This is a genomic window from Pseudomonas sp. GL-R-26 (genome assembly GCF_019947365.1).
In the GTDB taxonomy this organism is placed as follows: Bacteria; Pseudomonadota; Gammaproteobacteria; order Pseudomonadales; family Pseudomonadaceae; genus Aquipseudomonas.
Genome location: NZ_JAGYGI010000012.1, coordinates 172757 through 197045, shown reverse-complemented (window position 1 = coordinate 197045; position 24289 = coordinate 172757). Strand labels below are relative to the sequence as shown.

The window sequence follows — 24289 nt, the reverse complement described above, 5'->3', positions numbered from 1 at the left end:
GCCAACGATTGCGCCAAGGCCTTTACTGCGGGCTTCTTACGGGCGTTTTCGCCGATTGGTATGGAAGTTGCCAAACACCCATGCCAACTGGCCCACCCCAAGGGGCAGGTACTTCGACAGAGGGAATACTCATGCACCCGTTACTGTGCAAAACCGCGACTGCCCTGGTTATGACCGCTCTAGCCCAAGGCATTGCCCAGGCAGCGCTGTTTGCCGTAGATCCCGGACCCTACCTGCCAGCCAATGGCAACTTCGCCTCCTGGTATCAAGACAGCCATGGCCGAACCCTTGACCTGTGTTTATCAAAGGCTGTCAGTTCCAGGGTTGCCAGCGCACCAGGCGCCCCGACTTACATGTGCTCGCTGATCCCTAATCCCGGCATTTTCGATGACACCCAACCGTTGGTCTTCCCGACCAATTTCCCCGACGAAGCGTTCTGGGCCACTGGCGAAACGACCATTGTCGATGCCGCCCGAGGCATTGACCTGACTTATGTCTCGGCGCTCGAAGCAGCCTTCAGTGGTGGGGATCCACTGGACGGTGACCAGATCAGCTTCGCCCGTATTCGTGTTCGCATCGACGTGCCCACCGCCGGCACTTACGTCATCACCCACCCCTACGGCGTCGAAGTGTTCAACGTCGACACTCCCGGCCGGCGGGCGATCAACATGACCCGGGACATCGGTATCGGTGCGCCAAAAACCTACAATGGCGCGCTCAAGGGCGAAGTCGGGCCGTTCCTGCGCAGCGTCAATGGACCCTACGCCGAGACCAACCCGAGCACTGGCCAGGCCGAACAGTTCGTTGGCGATCCGAACCTCACCGAAGCCGTCACCGGCAGCCCGTTCAACACCAACTACGTGCGCATCGAAGGCCCCAATGGTCTGGACTTGCGCACCAACCTCTTCGCCGTATCGGGCAAGTTGTCGAAGGTAGTCCGGCCGACCCCGGTAATCGCCGAGCGCAGCACCTACTCGCGACAAGCTGGCACCAGCGCCCCGGTGGCCCAGCAGGACGTGTTCGTGATGGCCCCGCCGCCACCGGCCACCGTGACCCTGGACAGCAACAATCCGGTGTTGAACTTCACCGAAGCGAACACCACCGGCCACTGGTATGCGCAGTCGCCGAACAATCCGACGCTGCCGAGCACCTTGCAGGTGACCGCCGACAACCACCTGGCCATCGCCAGCAGTACGCCGACAACCCTGCCCATGCCGCTGACCGACCTGGTGACGATCTCACGCGCCGAGTACAGCCTGAGCACCGGGCAAATCACCATCGTGGCCTCCACAAGTGATGAAACGTCGCCACCGGTGCTCACCGCTACCTCCGGCACCGGCATCGCCATCGGCGCCCTGAGTGGTGACGGCGCAGTGAAAAGCCTGGCCACCGGCATCTCGCCGATTCCGCCAGCCCAGGTTCGTGTGTCGTCCTCCAATGGCGGCAGCGATACCGAAGAAGTGGTCATCGTGCAATGAACGCCCACATGCCCAGATCCTCATCAGGAGGCATCATGAACAAACGGCCACGCCTGGCGCTCAACGCCCTGGGACTGACTCTATCGCTCACCGGCAGTGCTTTCGCGCAACTCGCCGCCGTCGATCCCGGCCCTTACACCTTTGCCACCGGGAAATTCCCGATCTGGTACCAGGACAAGAATCTGCTGTCGATGGAGCTGTGCCAGTCACGCGCCGCCAGTTCGCGGGTGGGAGCCAGCGTGCCACCGGCCTACATGTGCACCCTGCTGCCGACGCCGGGCATTTTCGACGACACCCTGCCGATGGTGTTCCCGGATAACTGGCCAGACGAAGCCTTCTGGTTCCTTGCCGAGACCAGCATCCCCAACAACACCGCCGGCTACGGTATGGACGCCTATGTCGCCGGGATCGAGGCTGCATTTGCCGGCGGCAACCCGCTCGATGGCGACCAGATCAGCTTCGCGCGGATTCGTCTGCGGGTGAACATTCCCATTGCCGGGACCTACACCATTACCCATCCCTATGGCGTGGAAACGGTCAACGTCACCACCCCCGGCCGCCGGGCGATCAACATCACCAGGGACGTCGGCATCGGTGCGCCGGGGGTTTTCAGCGGTGCGGTCAACGGTGCGATCGGGCCGTTCCTGCGCAGCGTCAACGGCCCCTACACCGAGGTGAACCCGGACACCGGCGCTGTCGAAACCTTCGTCGGCGACCCCAACCTCACCGAAGCCGTGACCGGCAGCCCCAACAACACCAACTTCGTGCGCATCCAGGGTCCGGCCGGGACCCTCCAGACCAACCTCTTCACCCTGTCCGGCAAGGTGCTCGACAACCGCGCGCAAACCGCGGTGGACATGACCCGTGCCACCTACCGCCGCATAGCCGGCACCGGCGGCAACAACACCCGGGTCGAAGTGTTTGCCAAAGCCGCCAACGGTTCGACCCTGTGCTTTCGCGAAAGCATCGCCCTGGTCCCCGGCCCGCCTGTGTCGCCTTGCCAGACCAACATGGTGAGCGACAACAACGGCGTGTTCTTCGCCCAGCATCTGCTGGCCAACGGAACGGTGCCGCCGGTCGTGGTAGTCACCGCCACCAACCCCGCCGGGACCACCCGCCCGACCGCGGTGTCGAGCAAGCTCTCGGACGTGGTGAAAATCCAGACCGCCCGTTACAGCTGGAGCAACCACAGCCTGCTGATCGAGGCCACCTCCACGGACGAAGTGGTGGTACCGGACATGGTCGCCCAAGGTTACGGGCGGCTGTCGAAAACCGGAATCCTGCAACGCCTGACGGTGGCTGACCTGACCCAACCCCCTGCAACCGTTACGGTCAAATCCGCCGCCGGCGGCAGTGACACCGAGCCCGTTGTCGTCGTGGGCACGGCGCCGGACACCGGTGCGAACCAGGCACCGATCTCCGTCGCCGATACCGGCGGCACCAGCTTCGGCGTGCCGATCACCCTCAACCTGCTGGCCAACGACAGGGACCCGGACGGCAATACGCCGCTAAGCATTACCGCGCTGACCCAACCGGCCACCGACCAGGGCTCCGTGGCATTGAGCGGCACTACGGCGGTGGTCTACACCCCTCCCGCTGTCGTCAACGCGCCACTGACCACGACCTTCACCTACAAGGCCCAGGACGTCAAAGGCCTGGCCTCGACGACAGCGGCAACCGTGACCATTACCGTGGCGCCTAACCGGCCTCCGGTGGCAGTCGCCGATGCCGTCACGACACTGGGTGTGGCGATTCCAATCAACGTGCTGGCCAACGACACCGACCCAGAAGGCAATGTGCCACTCGCGGTCGCCAGCTTCACTCAGCCACCGGCAAATCGCGGCACCGTCAGCAGTAACGGCACGGTGCTCACCTATACCCCACCGGCCACCTTCACCACGGCCTTCACCACAACCTTCACCTACATCGCCCGGGACAGTTTCGGCGCCCAGTCGACGTCGCCGGCCACGGTCACGGTGCAGGTCTCGCCACGGCCTGCAGCGGAAACCTTCGCAGTGACCACCGCAACGGTGAGCGCCCGCTCCAATAACCGCTTCACCTGGAACTTTGCCGGCACCTCATCGGTGACCACCGGCAACACCATCACCATCAAGGTCACCACGCCGACCGGGCTGGTCACCCTGGGCACCACCACCGTACCGGTGAACGGTCGCTGGCGGTTGACGGTGAACAACACCACCACGGTCGTTCCGTCGGCGAACCCGACCGCCACGATCACCTCGTCCCAAGGCTCCGTGCGGACGGTGCCGGTGATCGCCAACTAAGCCTGCGCCCCATTAGCCACGTTGGTTGATGGGGCAGGCTTGAACCCTATGGATAACTGCGGCCTCGGGTGGGGGCCGCGGTTTTTTTACCGAGTGCATTGATGGAAGCAACCCAGCGGTGGTCTGGCTACCATCACTGGAGCAGTGCCCAACCAAGCTCAATCCAATGGGCTGGGACAACTGCAAGTGAATGGTTGGCTCGTATGCCGCCATCGTCGGAACGCCGCCCGGACCAAGCTCGCTCCCACAGGTACTCAGTACATCTGAAAGATTTCGATCGGCTGGCAGGCCGCCATCGCGAGCAGGCTCGCTCCTACAGAAAACAAAGGCAGAGCGGCGTACACCAATGCTCTTCACCACTCATCAGGCCGAGCGTTAGCTCGCCTGCAGCTTTTGATCTTGATCCACCCGCCCCCTCGGAAGGCTGAGTGGAGGCGTTCATCCGGGGGTAGGCGCGCAGCGCCGTTCGGCGAAGCCGAACACATCGAGAGGAGGTCGAGCGAAGCCGACCGGAGGCGATGCCCCCGGATGAATGCCGGAGCGAAGGAACCCCGAGCCCAAGCGAGGGGCCGTACGTTCGGGGCGAGACCTTTTGGTTCCTTTTGGGGCGTCTGCCAAAAGGGACTCGCCGTAAGGGCGAAACCATAAGCCGCCGTTACTAAGGAAACGGATATGCACTCAGACCCACAACCTGATCGACGAGTCCCGTCAGTGGCACACTGGCAAGAGGCGCTGACTGCGCGGTGTGTTAAAGGGACGACTAGCCCACCAGCCGCTCGGCCAACGCCTTGGCCTGGCTCGCCACATCGGTGACGGCGGTACTTTCCCACCACATTCCGCGCAACGGCGGGCCCATGGCAAACAGGCGACTGGCGGGCTGGCCCTCGGCGTTCAGGACCGCGCCATCGACCTCTGCGGCGATGCCCAGAGCCAACGGCCCCGGTCGGACCAGGCCACGGGCGAGCAGTTGCCGGGGCAACGGCCGCGCGACCCGGCGCCAGTCGTATTCGATACCGCTAGAGTTGATCAGGGCTGCACCACTGACCACGCAGGTCTGCGCCTCGCCGCGCCGTCGAAGGCGAATACTCACCTCGCCATTCAGCGATGGCTCAAGGCCCTGGTAAGAGGCTGCGTGAATACGCAACCGCCCTTCTTTATACAAGCGCTCCACCAGTTCGGCGCTCAAGGGTGGCGAGCGGTGGTGATGGCTTTCCCACCACGGCCGCACATGCCGCACGAACTGCCGGCGCTGCACATCCGTCGCCTGATGCCACAAGCGGCCGATGTGTGCCCGCACCGTGTCCAGTGGCGCCTGCCAGTCGATGCCCTGGGCGATGGCGTCCCGGCAGTGCCGACGCAGTTCGCGCATTAACTGGCGGGGTGTGCGGATGCTCTGATCCTCGGCGAGAAAGTCCACCCAGGCCGGTGGCTGGCGACGCACATGGGGCAGCAGGCCATGACGGGAAAACACTTCGATCGGGCCACGATGCCCGGCCTGTTCCAGGGACACCACGGCGTCGACCATGGTCAGGCCCGAGCCGATGATCATGACTGTCGATTGCGGATCGAGCCGTTGCATGGCCGCCACGTCCCACGGATCGAGGGCCGCCGCATTCAAGCCGCTGGACCGGGTTTGTGGCGTGCGCGCGGCGGGAAACATCCCGGTGGCCAGTACTGCAAAAGCGCCCTGCACGCATCGGCTGTCGCTCAAGGTCAACCGCACGGCGTCGGCATCGGCTTGCAAATCGACCACTTCGGCCTGCACATGCTCGACCGTCGAACCGTTCAAGGCGCCCACCGCCTGCGCTTGTGCCAGGCGCTGCCGGGCGTACAGGCCGAAAATCCCCCGTGGCGGAAACAGCTCGCTGATCGGCACGTGTTGCTGATCCGACTCCGGCCAGCCGCCCGCCTCGATGTACTCGGTCAACCATTGGGTCAGGTCGTCGGCGTTGTCCGGGTCGACACTCATCCGCGCCGCATTGCCGTTAAGGGTATGGCCCAGTTCCACCGCGCTGTAGGCTTCGCCCCGGCCCAACTCGGCCCGGGGCTCGATCACCAGCACCCGGCGCCGGCCCGGCAAACGCATCAACTGCGCCGCCAGCATCGCGCCACTGAGGCCGCCGCCGACAATCAGGATGTCGGCGTCATTGATCAAGCTCTGGCCCATCGTGCACTCCCTGTTCAGATCACCACATTACGCACAAACTTCGCCGCCACCGCCCCGTCGTTGCGATAACAGTGCGGTTGGTTGCTGGCGAACATGAAGAATTCACCCGCCGCGATATTCTGCGCCTGGTCGCCGAGCATAACGGTCAGGCAACCTTCGAAGACATAAATCTGCTCGCTCCAGCCATCGGCATCCGGCTCCGACGGATACACCTCGCCCGGTTGCAGGCACCATTCCCACTGCTCGACTTCACGGCTGGCGTGGGCCTTGGAGAGCAACACCGCTCTGCTGCCGGGGATGGTGCCGGTCCAGGCCAGCTCGTTGATACGGCTGGTATCGCGGGCGTCGGGGGCCTGGATCAAATCACTGAAGGCGACGTCGAGGGCTTCGGCGACGCGATCGAGGGTGGTCAGGCTGACGTTCTTTTCCCCCGCCTCGATCGCCACCAGCATGCGACGGCTGACACCGGACTTTTCCGCCAGCGCCGTCTGGCTCAGGTCGGCGGCATGGCGCAAACGACGGACATTTTGACTGACGTGCTGGAGGACCGATGCCCGTTGGGTAGAATCTTTGTGCACTATATTGCTCACTGAGTGGGGTTGGGCAGTATACTGCGCAACATACGACGCATTGTGCGTCCCCCTCCAGTAGCGTGCAAGGTCATGACGTCGGCGAACTCCCCAAAGGCTTCCTCCCGTTTTACAAGGTTCAGCAAGGCCGAATGCGTGCTGGTGCTGATCACGATGGTCTGGGGCGGTACCTTCCTGCTGGTACAGCATGCGATGACTGTCAGCGGCCCGATGTTTTTCGTCGGCCTGCGCTTTGCCGCCGCCGCGAGCATCGTCGCCCTGTTTTCCTGGCGTCACCTGCGCGACCTGACCCTGTTCGAACTCAAGGCCGGGACGTTTATCGGCGTGGCGATCATGCTCGGCTACGGCTTGCAGACGGTCGGGTTGCAGAGCATTCCCAGCAGCCAATCGGCATTCATTACCGCGCTGTACGTCCCGTTTGTGCCGTTGCTGCAATGGCTGGTGCTGGGGCGGCGTCCGGGGTTGATGCCGAGCATCGGCATCATGCTGGCTTTTACCGGGTTGATGCTGCTGTCCGGGCCGTCCGGTGCGTCGTTCAATTTCAGCCCCGGTGAAATCGCCACCTTGATCAGCGCCGTGGCCATTGCGGCGGAGATCATCCTGATCAGCACCTATGCCGGCCAAGTCGATGTGCGCCGGGTGACGGTGGTGCAATTGGCGGTCACTTCAGCGCTGTCGTTCCTGATGGTGGTGCCGACCAACGAGGCGATTCCGGACTTCTCCTGGTTGCTGCTGTGCAGCGCGCTGGGACTTGGGGCAGCAAGTGCGGCGATTCAGGTGGCAATGAACTGGGCACAGAAAAGCGTGTCACCGACCCGCGCCACGCTGATCTATGCCGGCGAGCCGGTATGGGCCGGGATTGTCGGGCGCATTGCCGGGGAACGCTTGCCGGCCATTGCCCTGGTCGGGGCCGGGTTGATTGTAGTGGCAGTGATTGTCAGTGAATTGAAGACCAAGGGTAAGGCGGCTGAGCAGGAACTGGAGCAGGAGCAGGAGCAGGAGCAGGAAACACAGTGATAAACCGCAAACTCTGCATTGCCAGATAGACCGCCATCGCGAGCAAGCCCGCTCCCACAGGTTCAGAGTTGTTCACATAATTTGTGAACGACGCGGACACTGTGGGAGCGGGCTTGCTCGCGAAAGCGTCGGCACAGGCGAACCCCTCAACCAGAAACAATGTGAATCAGGGCATTTCCGTCTACCGTGTAGGATTCTGCGACAGCTTGGCGTTTGTTGATCCGGGAGCTGGCACGTATAATGCTTCACAAACTTCCGCAGATTAGAAGCCTATGTCCCTGATAGTTCTACTGCTTCTGCCTTTCATAGGCAGCTGTTTGGCGGCCGTGTTGCCGCACAATGCACGTAACGCCGAATCCCTGCTGGCTGGCCTGATCGCCCTGATTGGTACTCTTCAGGTCGCCTTCCTGTACCCGCAGATCGCCGATGGCGGCGTCATTCGCGAAGAGTTTTCATGGCTGCCCAGCCTGGGCCTGAACTTCGTCCTGCGCATGGACGGTTTCGCCTGGCTGTTCTCCATGCTGGTGCTGGGCATCGGCACCCTGGTTTCGCTGTACGCCCGCTACTACATGTCGCCGAACGATCCGGTGCCGCGATTCTTCGCGTTTTTCCTGGCCTTCATGGGCGCCATGCTCGGGCTGGTGATTTCCGGCAACCTGATCCAGATCGTGTTTTTCTGGGAGCTGACCAGCCTCTTCTCGTTCCTGTTGATCGGCTACTGGCACCATCGCGCCGATGCCCGGCGCGGTGCCTACATGGCGCTGATGGTGACCGGTGCAGGCGGTTTGTGCCTGCTGGCGGGGGTCATGCTGCTCGGCCATGTGGTCGGCAGCTATGACCTGGACAAGGTCCTGGCCGCCGGCAACCTGATTCGCGCCCATGCCCTCTACCCGATCCTGTTGCCCCTGATCCTGATCGGCGCCCTGAGCAAAAGTGCGCAGTTTCCCTTTCACTTCTGGCTGCCCCACGCCATGGCCGCGCCGACGCCCGTGTCGGCGTATTTGCACTCGGCGACCATGGTCAAGGCCGGGGTCTTCCTGCTCGCGCGGCTATGGCCGTCGCTGTCGGGCAGTGAAGAGTGGTTCTACATCGTCAGCGGCGCCGGCGCCTGCACCCTGTTGCTCGGGGCGTATTGCGCGATGTTCCAGAACGACCTCAAGGGATTGCTGGCCTACTCGACCATCAGCCACCTGGGCCTGATCACCCTGTTGCTCGGCTTGAACAGCCCCCTGGCCGCCGTCGCCGCAGTGTTCCACATCCTCAACCACGCGACGTTCAAGGCCTCGTTGTTCATGGCCGCCGGCATCATCGACCACGAAAGTGGCACCCGCGATATCCGCAAACTCAGCGGCCTATACAAGTTGATGCCGTTTACCGCCACCCTGGCCATGGTCGCCAGCGCCTCGATGGCCGGCGTGCCGTTGCTCAACGGTTTCCTGTCCAAAGAGATGTTCTTCGCCGAAACCGTGTTCATCAATGCCACGCGCTGGGTCGAACTGAGCTTGCCGATCGTGGCAACCATTGCCGGTACCTTCAGCGTCGCCTACTCCCTGCGTTTCACCGTGGATGTGTTCTTCGGTCCGCCCGCGACCGACCTGCCCCACACGCCCCACGAGCCACCGCGCTGGATGCGCGCACCGGTGGAATTGCTGGTATTCACTTGCCTGCTGGTGGGGATCTTCCCGGCCCAGATAGTCGGCCCGCTGCTCGCGGCGGCGGCGCAACCGGTGGTTGGCGGCACGCTGCCCGAGTACAGCCTGGCCATCTGGCACGGCCTGAACGCGCCGATGATCATGAGCCTGATCGCCTTGTCCTGCGGCTCCGTGCTTTATCTGCTGCTGCGCAATCAATTCAAGCGCGGGCGCTTCGACCGTCTGCCCGTCATCGGTCGCCTGGACGGCAAGCACCTGTTCGAATACGCGCTGGTCGCCATCATCCGCCTGGCCCGTCGCCTGGAGCCCAGGATTGGCACCCGGCGCCTGCAAATGCAGTTGTTCCTGGTGGTGTTCGCCGCCGTACTGGCCGGGTTGATCCCCATGCTGCACAGCAGCCTTCACTGGGGTGACCGGCCGAAAATTCCCGGGTCGATCGTGTTCGTCACCTTGTGGTTGCTGGCCATCGCCTGCGCCCTCGGCGCGGCCTATCAGGCCAAGTACCACCGGCTCGCGGCCCTGACCATGGTCAGCGTCTGCGGCCTGATGACCTGCGTCACCTTCGTCTGGTTTTCCGCGCCGGACCTGGCCCTGACCCAACTGGCGGTCGAAGTGGTGACCACGGTGCTGATCCTGCTTGGCCTGCGCTGGCTGCCACGGCGGATCGAAGAAGTCTCGCCGTTACCGGGCAGTCTGCGTCGAGCGCGGGTGCGGCGTATCCGCGACTTGCTGCTGTCGACCTCGGTCGGTGTCGGCATGGCGCTGCTGGCCTACGCCATGCTGACGCGCCAGACCCCCAACGACATTTCCTCGTTCTACCTGAGTCGCGCCTTGCCCGAAGGCGGTGGCAGCAACGTGGTCAACGTGATGCTGGTGGATTTCCGTGGTTTCGACACCCTCGGTGAAATCACCGTGCTGGTGGCCGTGGCCCTGACCGTGTATGCCCTGCTACGCCGTTTCCGCCCACCGAAAGAAAGCCTTCAACTACCGGCCCAGCAACGCCTGCTCGCCCCGGACGTGGTCACCGACCTGGTCAACCCGCGCCACGCCAGCGACACCGCCCTCGGCTTCATGATGGTGCCGGCGGTGCTGGTGCGCCTGCTGTTGCCGGTGGCGCTGGTGGTGTCGTTCTACCTGTTCATGCGCGGGCACAATCAACCGGGCGGCGGCTTTGTCGCCGGGCTGGTGATGTCGGTGGCGTTCATCCTGCAATACATGGTCGCCGGCACGCAGTGGGTCGAGGCGCAAATGAGCCTGCGGCCACTGCGCTGGATGGGTACGGGACTGATGATTGCCACGGCCACCGGGCTGGGGGCGATGCTGGTCGGCTATCCGTTCCTGACCACCCACACCTGGCATTTTTCGTTGCCGCTGCTGGGTGACATTCACCTGGCCAGCGCGCTGTTCTTCGACATCGGCGTGTACGGCGTGGTGGTCGGTTCGACCCTGTTGATCCTCACCGCCCTTGCCCACCAATCGGTGCGCGGCCACAAAACCGCCGCCCAGCCCAGATCCGTTGCCGCCAAAGGAGCCGTCTGATGGAAGAAGTCATCGCAATCGCCATCGGCGTACTGGCCGCGTCCGGCGTCTGGCTGATCCTGCGCCCACGGACGTTCCAGGTGGTCATGGGCCTGTGCCTGCTGTCCTACGGCGTCAATCTGTTCATCTTCAGCATGGGCAGCCTGTTCATCGGCAAGGAACCGATCATCAAAGACGGCGTGCCGCAGGATCTGTTGCACTACACCGACCCGCTGCCGCAGGCACTGGTACTCACGGCGATCGTCATCAGCTTCGCCATGACCGCGTTGTTCCTGGTGGTGCTGCTGGCCTCCCGGGGCCTGACCGGCACTGACCATGTGGATGGCCGGGAGCCCAAGGAATGATGGCGATGACTCACCTGATCGTCGCACCCATTCTGCTGCCGCTGCTGACCGCCGCGATCATGCTGATGCTCGGCGAGAAGCACCGGCCGCTCAAGGCGAAGATCAATCTGTTCTCCAGCCTGCTCGGGCTGGGCATTGCCCTGGCATTGTTGCAATGGACACAGACCACCGGCGTGCCCGGTTCCATCGGTGTGTACCTGCCGAGCAACTGGCAAGTGCCGTTCGGCCTGGTGCTGGTGGTCGATCGCCTGTCGGCGCTGATGCTGGTGCTGACCGGCATCATCGGCGTCAGTGCCCTGCTGTTTGCCATGGCACGCTGGGACAGCGCAGGCTCGAGTTTTCACGCGCTGTTCCAGATCCAGTTGATGGGCCTTTACGGCGCGTTCCTCACCGCTGACCTGTTCAACCTGTTCGTGTTCTTCGAGGTGTTGCTGGCCGCGTCCTACGGGTTGATGCTCCACGGCTCGGGCCGGGCGCGGGTGTCGTCGGGGCTGCATTACATCTCGATCAACCTGCTGGCCTCGTCGCTGTTCCTGATTGGCGCGGCGCTGATCTATGGGGTCACCGGCACGCTGAACATGGCCGACCTGGCGGTGAAAATCCCGCTGGTGTCCGAAGCTGATCGCGGCTTGCTTCACGCCGGCGCGGGGATCCTGGCCATCGCGTTCCTGGCCAAGGCCGGCATGTGGCCGCTGAACTTCTGGCTGGTGCCGGCCTATTCCTCGGCCAGCGCCCCGGTGGCGGCGATGTTCGCGATCATGACCAAGGTCGGCGTCTACACCTTGCTGCGCCTGTGGACGCTGCTGTTCTCCGCCAAGGCCGGGACTTCGGCTTTCTTTGGCGGCGACTGGCTGATCTACGGCGGCATGGCGACCATCGTCTGCGCCGCCATTGCGACCCTCGCCGCACAACGCCTGGAGCGCATGGCCAGCCTGAGCATCCTGGTGTCAGCGGGCATCCTGTTGTCGACCATCGGTTTCTCCCAGCCGAACCTGGTCGGCGCGGCGCTGTTCTATCTGTTCAGTTCCACCCTGGCGTTGAGCGCCCTGTTCCTGCTGGCCGAACTGATCGAGCGCTCGCGCTCGGCCAACGAAATCCTGCTCGAAGATGAAGCCGAACTGCTGCCCCGGCCACTGGAATCCCTGCACCCACCCAAAGGCACCAACCTCGACGACGACCAGAAAGCCGTGGTCGGCCAGGTGATTCCCTGGACCATGGCGTTTCTCGGCCTGAGCTTCATCGCCTGCGCCTTGTTGATCATCGGCATGCCGCCGCTCTCGGGCTTTATCGGAAAACTCGGTTTGATCGGTGCCCTGCTCAATCCCTTGGGCTTGGGCAACAGCGGCGATGCACCGATTTCCAACGCCGCGTGGGGCCTGCTAGTGCTGTTGATCGTGTCCGGGCTGGCATCGCTGATCGCGTTCTCGCGCCTGGGTATCCAGCGCTTCTGGACGCCAGCGGAACGGCCATCGCCCCTGCTGCGACGCTTGGAATGCGTACCGATCTTCGCCCTGCTGGGCTTGAGCATTGCGCTGACCTTCAAGGCCGATCCGCTGCTGCGCTACACCCAGGCCGCCGCCGATGCCTTGTACAACCCGCAGCAATACGTGATGGCAGTGCTCGACACGCGCGTCGTACCGAACCCATCGGCCGTAGCGGCCCCGCAGGAGGTGCAACCATGACGCGCCTGTTTCCGGCACCGCTGCTGTCGCTGGCCCTGTGGCTGCTGTGGCTCCTGCTGAACCTGTCTATCAGTCCCGGCAACCTGCTGCTGGGTGCTGCGCTGGGGTTCTGTGCGCCATTGATGATGCGCAGACTGCGTCCGTTGCCGGTGCGCATCCGTCGTCCCTGGGTAATCCTGCGCCTGGTCCTGCTGGTCGGGCGCGATGTGCTGGTGTCCAACCTCGCCGTGGCCTGGAGCGTGCTCAATGCCGGTCGCCGCCCGCCCCGCTCGCAATTCATCAAGGTGCCGCTGGACTTGCGTGACGCCAACGGCCTGGCTGCGCTGTCGATGATCACCACGGTGGTGCCCGGTACGGTCTGGTCGGAGCTGGCGCTGGACCGCAGCATTCTGCTGTTGCACGTCTTCGACCTGGACGACGAGGCGCTGTTCATCCAGCACTTCAAGACGACCTACGAACGTCCGTTGATGGAGATCTTCGAATGAGCCCGTTGCTGTCGAACGCGATCCTGCTGAGCCTGTTCTTCTTTTCCCTGGCGATGATCCTGACCCTGATCCGCCTGTTCAAGGGGCCATCGGCCCAGGACCGGGTTCTGGCGCTGGACTACCTGTACATCGTCGCGATGCTGATGATGCTGGCGTTGGGTATTCGCTATGCCAGTGACACCTACTTCGAGGCGGCGCTGCTGATCGCCCTGTTCGGTTTCGTCGGCTCCTTCGCCCTGGCGAAATTCCTGCTGCGTGGTGAGGTGATCGAATGAATACGCCATTGTCGTTGTGGGTGGAGATCCCGGTGGCGATCCTGCTGGTGCTCGGCAGCCTGTTTGCATTGATCGGCGCCACGGGCCTGCTGCGCATGAAGGACTACTTCCAGCGCATGCACCCACCGGCCCTGGCCTCGACGCTCGGGACCTGGTGCGTGGCGCTGGCTTCGATCATCTACTTTTCGACGCTCAAGTCCGCGCCGGTATTGCACGCCTGGCTGATTCCGATCCTGCTGGCGATTACCGTGCCGGTGACGACCTTGCTGCTGGCCCGGGCGGCCCTGTTTCGCAAACGCATGGCCGGGGATGATGTGCCGGCCGAAGTGAGCAGCCGGCGGACGGAGAGCGGTAGTTAGACCAAGGATTAGTATTGACTGGACCGGCCTGTCTCAGACCCAGGCCACCGCCAACAACCCTGCCCCCAGCACCACACACAACGGCGAGTAAACCCAGGTGTCGAGCCGGGCGAACTTCGAGCCTTTGACCTCTTTGAAAAAACCCACCAGGTCCGAATCGCCAATGGCCCGGGCAAACAGCAAAATCGCAATCGCGCTGATCACCCACTGCAACGACCAGTGATGCAAGGGTGGCAGGCACCAACCCACCCGCAAGCACACCAGCACGGCAATCAACAGCAATAGCCCGGCCACCACCAGCGTGATCCAGCCTCTTGGCTTGAACGCCGGCCTCAGTTGCGCAGTACCCTCCTGTGGTACCTGCGGGACCGCCGCCACCGCCGCCCACTCGCCACCCAACGCCCAATACACATGCACCAGACTGATCACGGCGAAGATCGTCACCAGCGACTGAGCCAACAACAGGGTCATGGTTCAGAGATCCTTGAAAGGGATATGAACAGAACAGGCTAGTCGGCTTTTCCTGAAGTGCGCGGCCGAGTGCAAGACCAATTACTCATACCGGCGCCAGCTCACATTCCGGCGGAGACTTTATCCGCCACGTCCTTGGACAGCCAGGCCCGCCAGACGTCCGGATGGGCCTTCATGAACGCCTCGGCCGCCTGGCGCGGCGGTGTATGTTTCTCGCTCATCTCGGCCAGCGCCTTGTTTAGCGGATCGATCGGAAACTCGACCTTGGCAAAGAACTCGGCTATCTGCGGATATTGCTTCTGGAAGGGAGTGGACACACCGATCGACAACTTGGAGGCCAGGGAACGGGTCGGCCGTGGATCGGGGTTGTCGGCGTCGGTCAAGGTCTTCCAGGCTTCGGCGTCGAACGGTGGCTCTTCGAGTTGAATCAGCTTGAAGCGGCCGAGCAACGGCGTGGGCGACCAGTAGTAAAACAGCACCGGCTTGCCACGATGAATTGACGAACTGATCTCGGCATCCAGTGCCGCGCCCGAACCGCTGCGGAAGTTCACGTAGCTGTCGTCCAGCCCATATGCCTTGAGCTTCTGCTTGTTGACCACTTCCGAGGTCCAGCCGATAGGGCTGTTGAGGAAACGTCCCTTGGTCGGGGCTTCCGGATCCTTGAACACGTCTTTGTATTTCGGCAGGTCGCTGACACTGCGCAGGTCCGGCGCCAGCGGCTTGATGCCCTTGGCCGGATCGCCCTTGATCACATACTCCGGCACCCACCAACCTTCGGTAGCACCCTTGACCGTGTCGCCGAGGCTGACGACCTTGCCTTCGGCTTCCGCCTTGACCCACACCGGGCTGCGACCGGCCCACTCTTCGCCGATGACCTGGATGTCATTGTTGGCCAGCGCGGTTTCCAGGGTGATGGTGGTGCCCGGCAAGGTGTCGGTCGACAGCCCGTAGCCCTTCTCGACAATGATGCGCAGGACATCGGTAATCAGGCTACCGCTTTCCCAGTTCAGGTCGGCGAAGTGGATCGGCGCCTGGGCGGCAGACACCGGGACAGGTGTCGCCAGCACACCGAAAGTGGCCAGGACAGCGGCCAGCAACCGTCGAAATCCGTTCATGCTTTTGCACCTCGTGCTGTTCTCAGCAATAGCAGGATGGCCTGGCAGTAGACCGCAAAGCCTCTGAATACTCAGTCCACTGACTGTAGTAGAGGTTGCTGCTTTCGAGGTGCGTGGATCAGTTTTCGCAAGTTTCCTGCAAACGCATCAGCTCTCGTCTGACCATGCTGGCGTATGGCGCCGGTTGCAGTTGGTAAAGCTGTGACGCCACCCAGTTCAGCCAGGTTCCCTGCAGAATGGTCTTCTGCCCGAACAGCCGCCGCGCTTCGTCTTGAGCGCTGGCCAGGTTCTGTTCGTGGAAGTCGGCGCGGGTCAGGGACATCACTCGCTGGCCTTGAAGGTCACCAGCTCGCCCTTGCGCCACTTGGCCGCCTTGGCGGTCACGGCCTTGAGGGTCTTGGTCAGGCCTTCCTGCAACTGTTGATGGGCAGCGAACACCATCACCACGCTGTGACCTTCCTTGAACACGATCCCCTGGCCGTCGGCCGTGGTCACGAAGGCGTAGTCGCCAATTCCGTAAACCGTCAGCTTGATGTCGCGGAACTTGATGTCCAGCTTGCCGCCTTCGCGACTGGGCAGCACGGACGCGCTGAAATGGTCGCCGACCTTGAGCTTGAGTCCGGGCTTGTCGTCCACCACCAGGGCTGATTCGGTGTCGATTTCGGCAATATAAATGCCTTCAGCGTTCTGTTCGGTGATGTAAACGAAACGTGACTGAAACTGCTTGACCAGCTTTGCGCGCAAATCACCCAGCACAAACAAAGCATGCATATCGAGATTACTTACTGCCAAGGAAACATCCCCACATCTGAATAATGGTGCCGTGCGCGAAAAATGAACGCACAGCCAAAAAAGCGGCAATGCCGAAGGTGTAGCCAAAGAACCCGGGTTGAAGCCCTGAATGAGCAGTGCACTCATTCATCACGAAGATTGAGAAGACTACTGGAACGTCACTCGCGTCGTCCTGACTGGTGTTCGTCACAGGCTGAAGGAAAACACCCTTCCTGCTGCCAGAAAATTATGGACTATCAACTTCGGGGAAAAATCTCATCAAGAAAAAAACTTTTCCTACATATCGTCCGCAAAAAATTGCTTTAGATAAACATCATTCACCCACCAGTGAGGGTGATTCTAGAGCAGCGATGCTCTTGGCGACTAGCCAAAACGACGTACATACGTCGGTAAAACAATGAAAAGGACTTCATATGTGCACGCTGACACACTTTGCCTATCCCCTGGTGCCTGACTCGAAACCAGCACCGACCCCGCACCCGACACGGTTCTGCCTTCATGAACCGGCTCCCGATGCCCCGCCCCGCCCGCGATTTCAGGTGGTAATGGCGGGGATCGCCTTCTTTCACATCAAGGATATTTCTACAGGCTGTGTAAGAGGTTTCCGAGCTAATCATAACGAAGCCTGTGCCCTCGCCCGGTTTCTTGAATCACACGGTTGACATCCCACCGCGCTCGCTTCTATCGACGTTTCGTCTGCCCGCCGACTTATCTCAGCCGTCGACGGGCAACTGCTGCCATACTGCCCGCCCAATAAAACGGATCCGCAAAAAAATCGGGTTGCGTTGACAACAATGTATTTCCAAGGGAAGTCTGCAACGTGACGGAATTTGATATCGGCGAGTTTTTTATCCGGGGTGAAGCCAGAGAAGTCGAGGGTGAATTCCAGGCCGTGATTGTCATGCGCGCCAAACCACCGCTCAAGACCGTGACCTATCACCAGGTCGAAAAGGATCGCTGGTTCAAAACCCCGGATGTCGCCGCCATTGCGGCCCAGGAATCGGCCCGGGAACTGAAGGCCGCGGTCGATGCGGGTGCATTGAACGCCTGATGGTCGGGTTGGCGGTCTATGCTCATTGTTGCACTTGAACATCGTGATCGAACCCTACCGGTGCGGCGCCCTCGAATCCACGGTGCGCCTCGTCCCTCGACCCGACTGATGACCTGCAAGGAGATGAAGATGGAATCACCGACCCACGACTTGAAAGGCCTGTTCGACCAACTCGGCCTGGACTCCAGCCAGAAAGCGATCGACGACTTCATTGCCGGCCATTTCCTGCCTGACGACAAGAAACTCATCGACGCCGAGTTCTGGTCACCGCAACAGGCCGGCTTCCTCAAGGAACAACTTCGCGAAGACGCCGACTGGGCGCGGGTGGTCGACGACCTGAACCTGCGCATGCACCAGACCCACTGACAACCTCAATGCAGGCTGCCGGGCGTTTCGGCGCTCAATTGCGCCAGCCAGGCGGCCTTGCACTCTTGCGCTTCGTCGCGACTGGAGAACGCCGTGCCCCGGCGTTCGCCATTGAGCAGCACGACCCAGCAAACCTTGCGTCCCATGGAGCGAAGATTGGCAGGTACCCCGCTGCCGATCATGACCGCGACATCAACTTTGCCTTGCATGCTGACCTCCCGAACTTCATTAGCAACCTAATTAGTAGGCATGTTAATTAGTTTTTCGGCGAGGAAACAGCAATACCCTGCACAGGTTAATTGCAGAATTTGCAACAATCACCTGGTAGCACGGCGTTTCTAGCGCGGCTTTTCCGGTTTGTAGCCCAGGCGCAAACCACCCCAATGCCGGCCCTTGAGCATGATCGGCACCGAAAGATCGTGCATCAACTCGCCGGTATCACGGGTATAGGTTTGCAGCAGCACGGCCTTCTGATGGCTGCCGCAGCGGATCCCGGTGCGGTCAGCGAACTTGCGTTTTGTCCGGTTCTGCAAGGCATCGACCTGCGCATCTCCCGTCAAAGGCTGGCTGAACACCTTGTTATGGGTCGGCACATAACCCTGTTGGGTGCAGGCGATGGCGAACACCAATCCTTCGTGACGCGGTAACAACGGCTCTTGAATCGCTGGCAAAACCTGATCGGTGTAGCGATCGAAACGCGTCTGGTACTTGGCGGGGCTGGTATTGGGGATGACCTGATAATTGCGGTCGAACAGATCGTCGAGACTGACTCGACCGGCATCGATATCCGCTTCGAAACGCGCTGCAATCTGGCTCGCGGCGTCCCGGGCCAGGTCATAGATGCGCTGGTGATAGTCATCCAGCCCCACTTCGGCAAGACGCTCGCTGATGGTTTCGGCTTGCCCTTCCATTTGCGCCGCAGCCTGGGCCAGGCGCTGAGTCTGCTGGTCGCTGACCACCAGATCGCTGCGCATCTGTTCGATGGCGTGAAACAGGCTGTCGAGTTGCTCACGGTTGATGTCTGCCCCTTGGGCGATTTCTCCGACCTGGGACTCGACGCTAGCCGCCAGTCGGGCAATGTTCTCCAGGTGCTGCCCCGTGCGTTCTACCTGGTCGACACCGGAGTCCAGGTCGCTGGACAGTTGGCGGATCTGCTCCACCACCTGCGCCGTGCGATGCTGGATGTCGGCCACCATTTCGCCCACCTCCCCCGTAGCGGTCGCCGTGCGTGCGGCGAGCCCGCGAACCTCGTCGGCCACCACGGCAAACCCGCGACCGTGCTCCCCCGCCCGCGCCGCTTCTATCGCTGCGTTCAACGCCAACAAATTTGTCTGGCTGGCGATGGATTGAATCACCAGGGTTACCCGCTGGATATCATCGCTGCGCAGGCTCAAGGCTTCGATCAGTTCACGGCTGTTGCTGGCGCGCTGGCTGAGCTGATGCATGCGCGCAATGGACTCGATCAATTCCGTACGCCCGACCACTCCGCTTTGATGGGCCTCGCTGGCGGCACTGAGCGCCTGGCGACTGAGCGTCGAGGTGGCCTGTTCCGTGGCGATCATGACCTCGGCATTGCTGACGATCTGTGCCGCCGCCTTGAGCTGCGATTGCAGTTTGTCCGCCAGTTGCCGAACCGAAAACGCCACACCGGCGGCTGACAGTGCGTTATGGCTGGTGGTGCAGGAAAGATCGCGAGTCAACTCGCCGATGGCATCGGGGTTGGCGGGGGCAGCAGCCTCAGGGGACGCGCGCGAGCGCAGGCGAGGCAGCCAGACAATCAATACGGCCAGGGGCAGGCCAAGGTAGAGCGGCCACTTGCCCAGCGTCATGCCACTTAACAACAGCATCAGGGCGATGCTTTGCAGCGTTGGCGTCAGCCAGCGGTTTTTCGGCAACAGCATGGGTGCGGGCACTGCCGCAACCAGAGACCCGTCTCTCGTCATCATCGTCACCCCGTAAAGCTTCTAATTGTTGTCTTCGCATTAAACGCCACCATAAAGCCATTATCCATGAGCCTTTAGTCGCGAACGTTGCAGCAGATCAATAGAAGAACCGGGAAATCGAAGACGGCAGAAAACAAAGATCGCAGCCTGCGCCAGCACCCTACTTCAATTGCGTAGGAGCTGGCGCAGGCTGCGATCTTTTCAAAGACAGCCCATATTGATGGACTGCCTCGCAGAATCAGGCCTGACGCTGGTGCTTGTCGATTTGCTCGTGACGTTCCTGAGCTTCGATGCAGTACTTGGTGGTCGGGCTGATCAGCAGGCGCTTGAGGCCAATCGCCTCGCCGCTGTCGTCGCACCAGCCGAAGCTGTCTTCCTTGATGCGTTCCAGCGCTTGTTCCAACTGAGGCAGCATGCGCTGGTCGCGATCGATCGCGTTCACCAGCCAGGTGCGCTCTTCTTCGACCGAAGCCGCGTCTGCCGGATCGGCCGGGGTGTCCAGGCTTTCGATGGCAATGCGGTTCTGTTCGATGCGCTCATGGGTTTCGACTTTCATGTTCTGCAACAGCTCGGAGAAAAAAGCGTGTTGCTCGGCATTCATGTAGTCATCCGCCGGCATGGCCAGCAACTTGTCCTTGGTCATTGATATCTCTATAAAAAAACGTGCATTAAGGCGAATAAGGGAGCGTTCCGGCAGACCTGGTCAGGCCATCGGAAAGGCGCCGTTTGTTCCAAGCGCCACCCGGCACTCAATTTACGAGGGGCGGCAGTCTACGGCCGACTTGAGGCCTCAGCAACTGAAAAGACTGCGAATTTGTCCGACAAAGCCCTGAAAATGCTCTAAGGCAGGCTTTGAGGCGGTAATCGGAGTGCGTTTATAGCAAGAAATTCAATCGAGCGGCTGTATATAGAAGACAAACGGCTGGCATCGGGCACTATTCACGGTCATTTGCAGGGCCGCGAACCTCAGCTAAGGTTGTCCCTCCCGAAATGGCCATATAAAGGAAAGGACCATGAAGCTGATCGGTATGTTGGACTCGCCCTATGTCAGGCGCACCGCCATTTCTGCCAAATGCCTGGGAATCGCGCTGGAACATCGATCGGTCTCGGTGTTTCGCCACTTTGAACAATTCCAGCAGATCAACCCGGTGGTCAAGGCGCCCACCCTGGTGCTCGACGACGGTGAGGTGTTGATGGACTCGACACTGATCATCGACTACCTGGAAACCCTGGCCGGCAACAGCCTGTTGCCCGTCGAGCCGAGTCAGCGCCTGCGCGCGTTGCGCCTGATCGGCCTGGCCCTGGCCGCCAGCGAAAAATCCGTGCAGCTTTACTACGAGCGCAACCTGCGGCCCGAGGAGATTCAATTCGAGCCTTGGGTGCAGCGGGTCGAAGGACAGCTGAGGGGAGCCTATTCGGCGCTGGAGCGGGAGCTGGAAAAACAGCCGCTGAAGACTGAGGGTTCGATTGATCAGGACGGCATCACGTTGGCAGTGGCCTGGAGCTTCACCAACCTGGTGGTGCCGGACCAGGTGAGTGCGGCGCAGTTTCCGCGAATCGCAGCGTTCACGAAGTATGCCGAGGGGCTTGAGGTGTTTGCCAGTACGCCGATTGACTGACAGAGTCATTTCGCCTGATCTGCATTGTTTATTTGCGTTTATAGCTTTTATTGCCACTGGGGGTCAGGCAATAAACGCCGCCTCTGGGCCCGGTACAAAACGAACCGGTGCCACAGGAACAACCCTGCGTGTCCTGGAACAACGTTTGCGGTCGCGCCTGGCTTTTACCGCCAAACATTGCCGAGCAACTTTTCTTCGAGCCACTGATGGAGCCGTCATTACACAGGAACAGATCGCCGTCGCATCGATCGATTCCACCTTTCTTCCCGGAACAGGGTGTATTGCCAGCCCAGGCAGGCGAACTGAAAACACTGAACAGCAACAGACAAATCGGCATCCAGCCACAGCGGATCGAGTTACGCACGATGCAGCACCCTATTGAAGTTATGGCCCAATGATATCAATGTTGCGAACTACGACCCCGGCTAGATGAAAGTTAATTTATTAAGTCGCGGGCAATTCTTGGCAAAATGCTCGCAACTTCGTAATGAACTGCTTATCAGGCCAGCCCTATGACCCGCATCTTGACCATCGAAGACGACGCCGTGACCGCCCGGGAGATTGTCGCCGAACTGAGTAGCCACGGCCTCGACGTCGACTGGGTCGACAATGGCCGCGAAGGGCTGGAGCGGGCGGTCAACGGCAACTATGACCTGATCACCCTCGACCGCATGTTGCCCGAACTCGATGGCCTGGCGATCGTCACCACCCTGCGGACCATGGGCGTGGCCACGCCGATCCTGATGATCAGCGCCCTGTCCGACGTCGATGAGCGCGTGCGCGGCCTGCGTGCCGGCGGCGACGACTACCTGACCAAACCCTTCGCCACCGATGAAATGGCCGCCCGGGTCGAAGTCCTGCTGCGCCGGCAGAACACCGTGACCGCCCAGGCCACCACGCTGCGGGTGGCGGATCTGGAGCTGAACCTGATCAGCCACGAAGCCAGCCGCGACGGTCAACTGCTGACGCTGTTGCCCACCGAATACAAACTGCTGGAATTCCTGATGCGCAATACCGGGCAAATCCTCTCGCGGATGATGATTTTCGAAGAGGTCTGGGGTTACCACTTCGACCCCGGCACCAACCTGATCGACGTACACATCGGCCGTCTGCGCAAGAAGATCGACCCACCTGGCAATGCCCCACTGATTCGGACCGTGCGAGGCTCGGGTTATGTCATTGCCGAACCCGTCTAAAGGCTGGCGCTCTTCCAGCAGCCGTCTGCTGGCGCTCTACAGTTCGCTGTTCGTGATCTGGAGCGGGATCCTCATGGGAGTCATGTACTACGAGGTTTCCGCTTACCTGGACAACCTGGCCAAGCATTCGCTGATGCAACGCCAGCACCTGTTTTCGCGCTTCTTTGGCGAGCAACTGGTGGACGCCCTCGCCGTCAGCATGACCTTCGACATCCGCGGCATCGACGCCTACGGCCTGTTCGATGCCCAACACCGTTACCTCAGCGGCGCCCTGCGCTACATTCCGGACGGTTTGCCGCTCGATGGCAAAATCTACATGCTGCGCGATTGCGACGCCTCCGACGACAGCGACGAGCAGACGCTGCCCGCCGACAGCTGCGACGCCGTGGCGACCCGCACCCTCGACGGCCGCTGGCTGGTGCTGGTGCGCGACAACGGATCATTGTTCGCCGTGACCCGAATCATTCTTCACGCCTTGTTCTGGGGGGTGACCCTGACCATCGTGCCGGGCATTGTCGGCTGGTATTTGCTGCGCCGCCGCCCGTTGCGGCGCATTCGCGGGATTCAGGCCAGTGCCGAAGCCATCGTCGCCGGCGACCTGAGCCGGCGCTTGCCACTGTCCAATCGGCGTGACGAACTGGACATGCTCGCCGCCATCGTCAACGCCATGCTCGAACGCATCGAGCGCTTGATGAACGAGGTCAAGGGTGTGTGCGACAACATCGCCCATGACCTTCGCACGCCCCTGACCCGCCTGCGCGCGCAGCTATACCGCATGCAACAGCAAGCCGGCGAAGGCTCGCCGCAGGCCATGCAACTGGACTTGGTGCTGGCCGAGGCCGATACGCTGATGGCGCGTTTCCGTGGCTTGCTGCGGATCTCCGAACTGGAAGACCGCCAGCGTCGCTCCGGCTTCGTGCAAGTCGACCCGGTGGCGTTGCTGCAAGAGTTGCATGAGTTCTACCTGCCACTGGCAGAAGACGACGGCTTGGTGTTCCAGCTGCACCTGCCCGCGTCATTGCCGTCCCTCAATGGCGACCGTGCGTTGATGTTCGAAGCGGTGGCGAACCTGCTCAGCAACTCGATCAAATTCACCCCGCCCGGCGGCGCGGTGATCTTGCGCGGGGTCAATGATGGCGGGCACACGCGTATCGAAGTGCTCGATTCCGGCCCGGGCATTCCCGAGGCGGAACGTGAAGCGGTGTTCCAGCGCTTCTATCGCGCCGAGGCGGGCAATCATAAAAGCGGCTTCGGGCTGGGGCTGTCCATCGTCGCGGCGATTGTCAGCCTGCACGGTTTTACCCTGGAAGTGGCCAGCAGCGAACTGGGTGGCGCGCGGCTGGTGCTGGACTGCCAGGAAGGCTTGATTACCCAGGCCTGACACAAAACCTGTGGCGAGGGGGGCTTGTCGGATCGCCACAGTTACCATTCACATGACAAATGCTTCAGCCCGGATAACGCGCCCGCAGCGCTTCAATTCCCCCCTGATACACACCCGCAAACAACGCTTCCACTTCCCCATCACTCACGCCAACCGGTTCAAACCGGCCCGACCAGGTCACCCGCGCACGCTCGCCAAGCGCTTCAACCTTGATCGTCGCCAAATAATCAGTCACCGGAAATGGCGAATGCACAAACGAGTAACTGTAGGTTTTCGCCGCGTTGTCGAACACTTGCAAACGCTCGACCACCACCGTGCCATCGCTGGTTTCCAGCCGGCGTACCCGCCCGCCTTCGCTCAGTTCGCTTTTGGGAATGAACGGAATCCAGTCCGGCAGCGAGTTGAATCCGCCAATCAATTGCCAGACCTGATCGGCCGAGGCCGGGACTTCGATCGTTGCTGATGCAGTTGCCATATCGGGT

At 61.6% G+C, this 24289-nt stretch carries 26 protein-coding genes; 15 read left to right on the top strand and 11 right to left on the bottom strand.

What is annotated here, in order from left to right; translation table 11 throughout:
* The first annotated feature begins 131 nt into the window (after positions 1-131).
* Both KGA96_RS15025 and KGA96_RS15020 read left to right on the top strand, forming a co-directional pair.
* Entirely contained in the window at positions 132-1478 is a 1347-nt protein-coding gene (locus KGA96_RS15025; protein ID WP_223513423.1) for a hypothetical protein, read from the top strand.
* A 35-nt stretch (positions 1479-1513) separates the two neighbouring features.
* Positions 1514-3763, top strand: coding sequence for an Ig-like domain-containing protein (locus tag KGA96_RS15020; RefSeq protein ID WP_223513420.1), 2250 nt, complete (start codon positions 1514-1516; stop codon positions 3761-3763).
* A 760-nt stretch (positions 3764-4523) separates the two neighbouring features.
* On the opposite strand, the gene KGA96_RS15015 is transcribed toward KGA96_RS15020, so the two are convergent.
* On the bottom strand, positions 4524-5930 hold the full coding sequence (locus KGA96_RS15015; RefSeq protein WP_223513416.1) for an FAD/NAD(P)-binding protein: 1407 nt from the start codon (positions 5928-5930) through the stop codon (positions 4524-4526).
* A gap of 14 nt (positions 5931-5944) precedes the next feature.
* A complete protein-coding gene (locus KGA96_RS15010; protein ID WP_223513413.1) occupies positions 5945-6508 on the bottom strand; it encodes a helix-turn-helix domain-containing protein in 564 nt (187 codons plus the stop codon).
* Between the two features lie 84 nt (positions 6509-6592).
* Between KGA96_RS15010 and KGA96_RS15005 the strand changes: the two genes are divergently transcribed.
* From KGA96_RS15005 to KGA96_RS14975, 7 genes are all read left to right on the top strand, one after another.
* Positions 6593-7537: a DMT family transporter gene (locus tag KGA96_RS15005; RefSeq protein WP_223513411.1), complete on the top strand. Its 945-nt coding sequence runs from the start codon at positions 6593-6595 to the stop codon at positions 7535-7537.
* Between the two features lie 272 nt (positions 7538-7809).
* Complete coding sequence (locus KGA96_RS15000) at positions 7810-10728, top strand: monovalent cation/H+ antiporter subunit A (protein WP_046043638.1); 2919 nt, start codon at positions 7810-7812, stop codon at positions 10726-10728.
* Positions 10728-11072, top strand: coding sequence for a Na+/H+ antiporter subunit C (locus KGA96_RS14995; RefSeq protein ID WP_007986256.1), 345 nt, complete (start codon positions 10728-10730; stop codon positions 11070-11072). The genes KGA96_RS15000 and KGA96_RS14995 overlap by 1 nt, the downstream gene beginning before the upstream one ends.
* Positions 11069-12754 carry a monovalent cation/H+ antiporter subunit D gene (locus KGA96_RS14990; protein WP_223513408.1) on the top strand — a complete coding sequence of 562 codons (1686 nt, stop codon included), beginning with the start codon at positions 11069-11071 and terminating at the stop codon, positions 12752-12754. Before KGA96_RS14995 ends, KGA96_RS14990 begins: the two co-directional genes overlap by 4 nt.
* A complete protein-coding gene (locus KGA96_RS14985; RefSeq protein ID WP_046043634.1) occupies positions 12751-13239 on the top strand; it encodes a Na+/H+ antiporter subunit E in 489 nt (162 codons plus the stop codon). Before KGA96_RS14990 ends, KGA96_RS14985 begins: the two co-directional genes overlap by 4 nt.
* Positions 13236-13514 (top strand): K+/H+ antiporter subunit F, encoded by a 279-nt coding sequence (locus KGA96_RS14980; protein ID WP_007986253.1) that lies wholly within the window; start codon positions 13236-13238, stop codon positions 13512-13514. The genes KGA96_RS14985 and KGA96_RS14980 overlap by 4 nt, the downstream gene beginning before the upstream one ends.
* Positions 13511-13873: a Na+/H+ antiporter subunit G gene (locus KGA96_RS14975; protein ID WP_046043633.1), complete on the top strand. Its 363-nt coding sequence runs from the start codon at positions 13511-13513 to the stop codon at positions 13871-13873. The genes KGA96_RS14980 and KGA96_RS14975 overlap by 4 nt, the downstream gene beginning before the upstream one ends.
* Before the next feature lie 33 nt (positions 13874-13906).
* Here KGA96_RS14975 and KGA96_RS14970 read toward each other — a convergent pair whose 3' ends face one another.
* The 4 genes from KGA96_RS14970 to KGA96_RS14955 all read right to left on the bottom strand — a co-directional run bounded on the left by KGA96_RS14970 (position 13907) and on the right by KGA96_RS14955 (position 16251).
* The gene (locus tag KGA96_RS14970) at positions 13907-14344 is read right to left on the bottom strand and encodes a DUF3995 domain-containing protein (RefSeq protein ID WP_046043631.1); all 438 of its coding nucleotides are present in this window, start codon (positions 14342-14344) and stop codon (positions 13907-13909) included.
* 101 nt (positions 14345-14445) lie between these two features.
* Positions 14446-15459 carry an ABC transporter substrate-binding protein gene (locus KGA96_RS14965; protein ID WP_046043629.1) on the bottom strand — a complete coding sequence of 338 codons (1014 nt, stop codon included), beginning with the start codon at positions 15457-15459 and terminating at the stop codon, positions 14446-14448.
* Between the two features lie 118 nt (positions 15460-15577).
* Complete coding sequence (locus tag KGA96_RS14960; protein ID WP_046043628.1) at positions 15578-15781, bottom strand: hypothetical protein; 204 nt, start codon at positions 15779-15781, stop codon at positions 15578-15580.
* Complete coding sequence (locus KGA96_RS14955; protein ID WP_007986246.1) at positions 15781-16251, bottom strand: hypothetical protein; 471 nt, start codon at positions 16249-16251, stop codon at positions 15781-15783. The genes KGA96_RS14960 and KGA96_RS14955 overlap by 1 nt, the downstream gene beginning before the upstream one ends.
* A gap of 413 nt (positions 16252-16664) precedes the next feature.
* Between KGA96_RS14955 and KGA96_RS14950 the strand changes: the two genes are divergently transcribed.
* The 3 genes from KGA96_RS14950 to KGA96_RS14940 all read left to right on the top strand — a co-directional run bounded on the left by KGA96_RS14950 (position 16665) and on the right by KGA96_RS14940 (position 17668).
* The gene (locus KGA96_RS14950; protein WP_080925406.1) at positions 16665-16913 is read left to right on the top strand and encodes a hypothetical protein; all 249 of its coding nucleotides are present in this window, start codon (positions 16665-16667) and stop codon (positions 16911-16913) included.
* Between the two features lie 158 nt (positions 16914-17071).
* Positions 17072-17302 carry a hypothetical protein gene (locus KGA96_RS14945; RefSeq protein WP_008052572.1) on the top strand — a complete coding sequence of 77 codons (231 nt, stop codon included), beginning with the start codon at positions 17072-17074 and terminating at the stop codon, positions 17300-17302.
* Positions 17303-17431: 129 nt separating this feature from the next.
* On the top strand, positions 17432-17668 hold the full coding sequence (locus KGA96_RS14940) for a DUF2789 domain-containing protein (protein ID WP_015094504.1): 237 nt from the start codon (positions 17432-17434) through the stop codon (positions 17666-17668).
* Between the two features lie 5 nt (positions 17669-17673).
* On the opposite strand, the gene KGA96_RS14935 is transcribed toward KGA96_RS14940, so the two are convergent.
* The 3 genes from KGA96_RS14935 to KGA96_RS14925 all read right to left on the bottom strand — a co-directional run bounded on the left by KGA96_RS14935 (position 17674) and on the right by KGA96_RS14925 (position 20254).
* Complete coding sequence (locus tag KGA96_RS14935; protein ID WP_046043627.1) at positions 17674-17877, bottom strand: hypothetical protein; 204 nt, start codon at positions 17875-17877, stop codon at positions 17674-17676.
* Positions 17878-18006: 129 nt separating this feature from the next.
* Positions 18007-19230, bottom strand: coding sequence for a methyl-accepting chemotaxis protein (locus KGA96_RS14930; RefSeq protein WP_404942376.1), 1224 nt, complete (start codon positions 19228-19230; stop codon positions 18007-18009).
* Between the two features lie 619 nt (positions 19231-19849).
* Positions 19850-20254 carry a TraR/DksA family transcriptional regulator gene (locus KGA96_RS14925; protein WP_007907888.1) on the bottom strand — a complete coding sequence of 135 codons (405 nt, stop codon included), beginning with the start codon at positions 20252-20254 and terminating at the stop codon, positions 19850-19852.
* A gap of 370 nt (positions 20255-20624) precedes the next feature.
* On the opposite strand from KGA96_RS14925, the gene KGA96_RS14920 reads away from it, so the two are divergent.
* The gene (locus KGA96_RS14920; protein WP_046043626.1) at positions 20625-21230 is read left to right on the top strand and encodes a glutathione S-transferase; all 606 of its coding nucleotides are present in this window, start codon (positions 20625-20627) and stop codon (positions 21228-21230) included.
* Between the two features lie 28 nt (positions 21231-21258).
* Here the strand turns inward: KGA96_RS14920 and KGA96_RS14915 are convergent, their stop codons facing one another.
* Complete coding sequence (locus KGA96_RS14915; protein WP_080925405.1) at positions 21259-21567, bottom strand: hypothetical protein; 309 nt, start codon at positions 21565-21567, stop codon at positions 21259-21261.
* A gap of 175 nt (positions 21568-21742) precedes the next feature.
* Here KGA96_RS14915 and KGA96_RS14910 point away from each other — a divergent pair, with 175 nt between their 5' ends.
* Both KGA96_RS14910 and KGA96_RS14905 read left to right on the top strand, forming a co-directional pair.
* On the top strand, positions 21743-22426 hold the full coding sequence (locus KGA96_RS14910; RefSeq protein WP_046043625.1) for a response regulator transcription factor: 684 nt from the start codon (positions 21743-21745) through the stop codon (positions 22424-22426).
* Positions 22404-23807 (top strand): sensor histidine kinase, encoded by a 1404-nt coding sequence (locus KGA96_RS14905; protein WP_046043624.1) that lies wholly within the window; start codon positions 22404-22406, stop codon positions 23805-23807. Before KGA96_RS14910 ends, KGA96_RS14905 begins: the two co-directional genes overlap by 23 nt.
* A 64-nt stretch (positions 23808-23871) precedes the next feature.
* Here KGA96_RS14905 and KGA96_RS14900 read toward each other — a convergent pair whose 3' ends face one another.
* The gene (locus tag KGA96_RS14900) at positions 23872-24282 is read right to left on the bottom strand and encodes an SRPBCC family protein (protein WP_046043622.1); all 411 of its coding nucleotides are present in this window, start codon (positions 24280-24282) and stop codon (positions 23872-23874) included.
* Positions 24283-24289 lie beyond the last annotated feature (7 nt).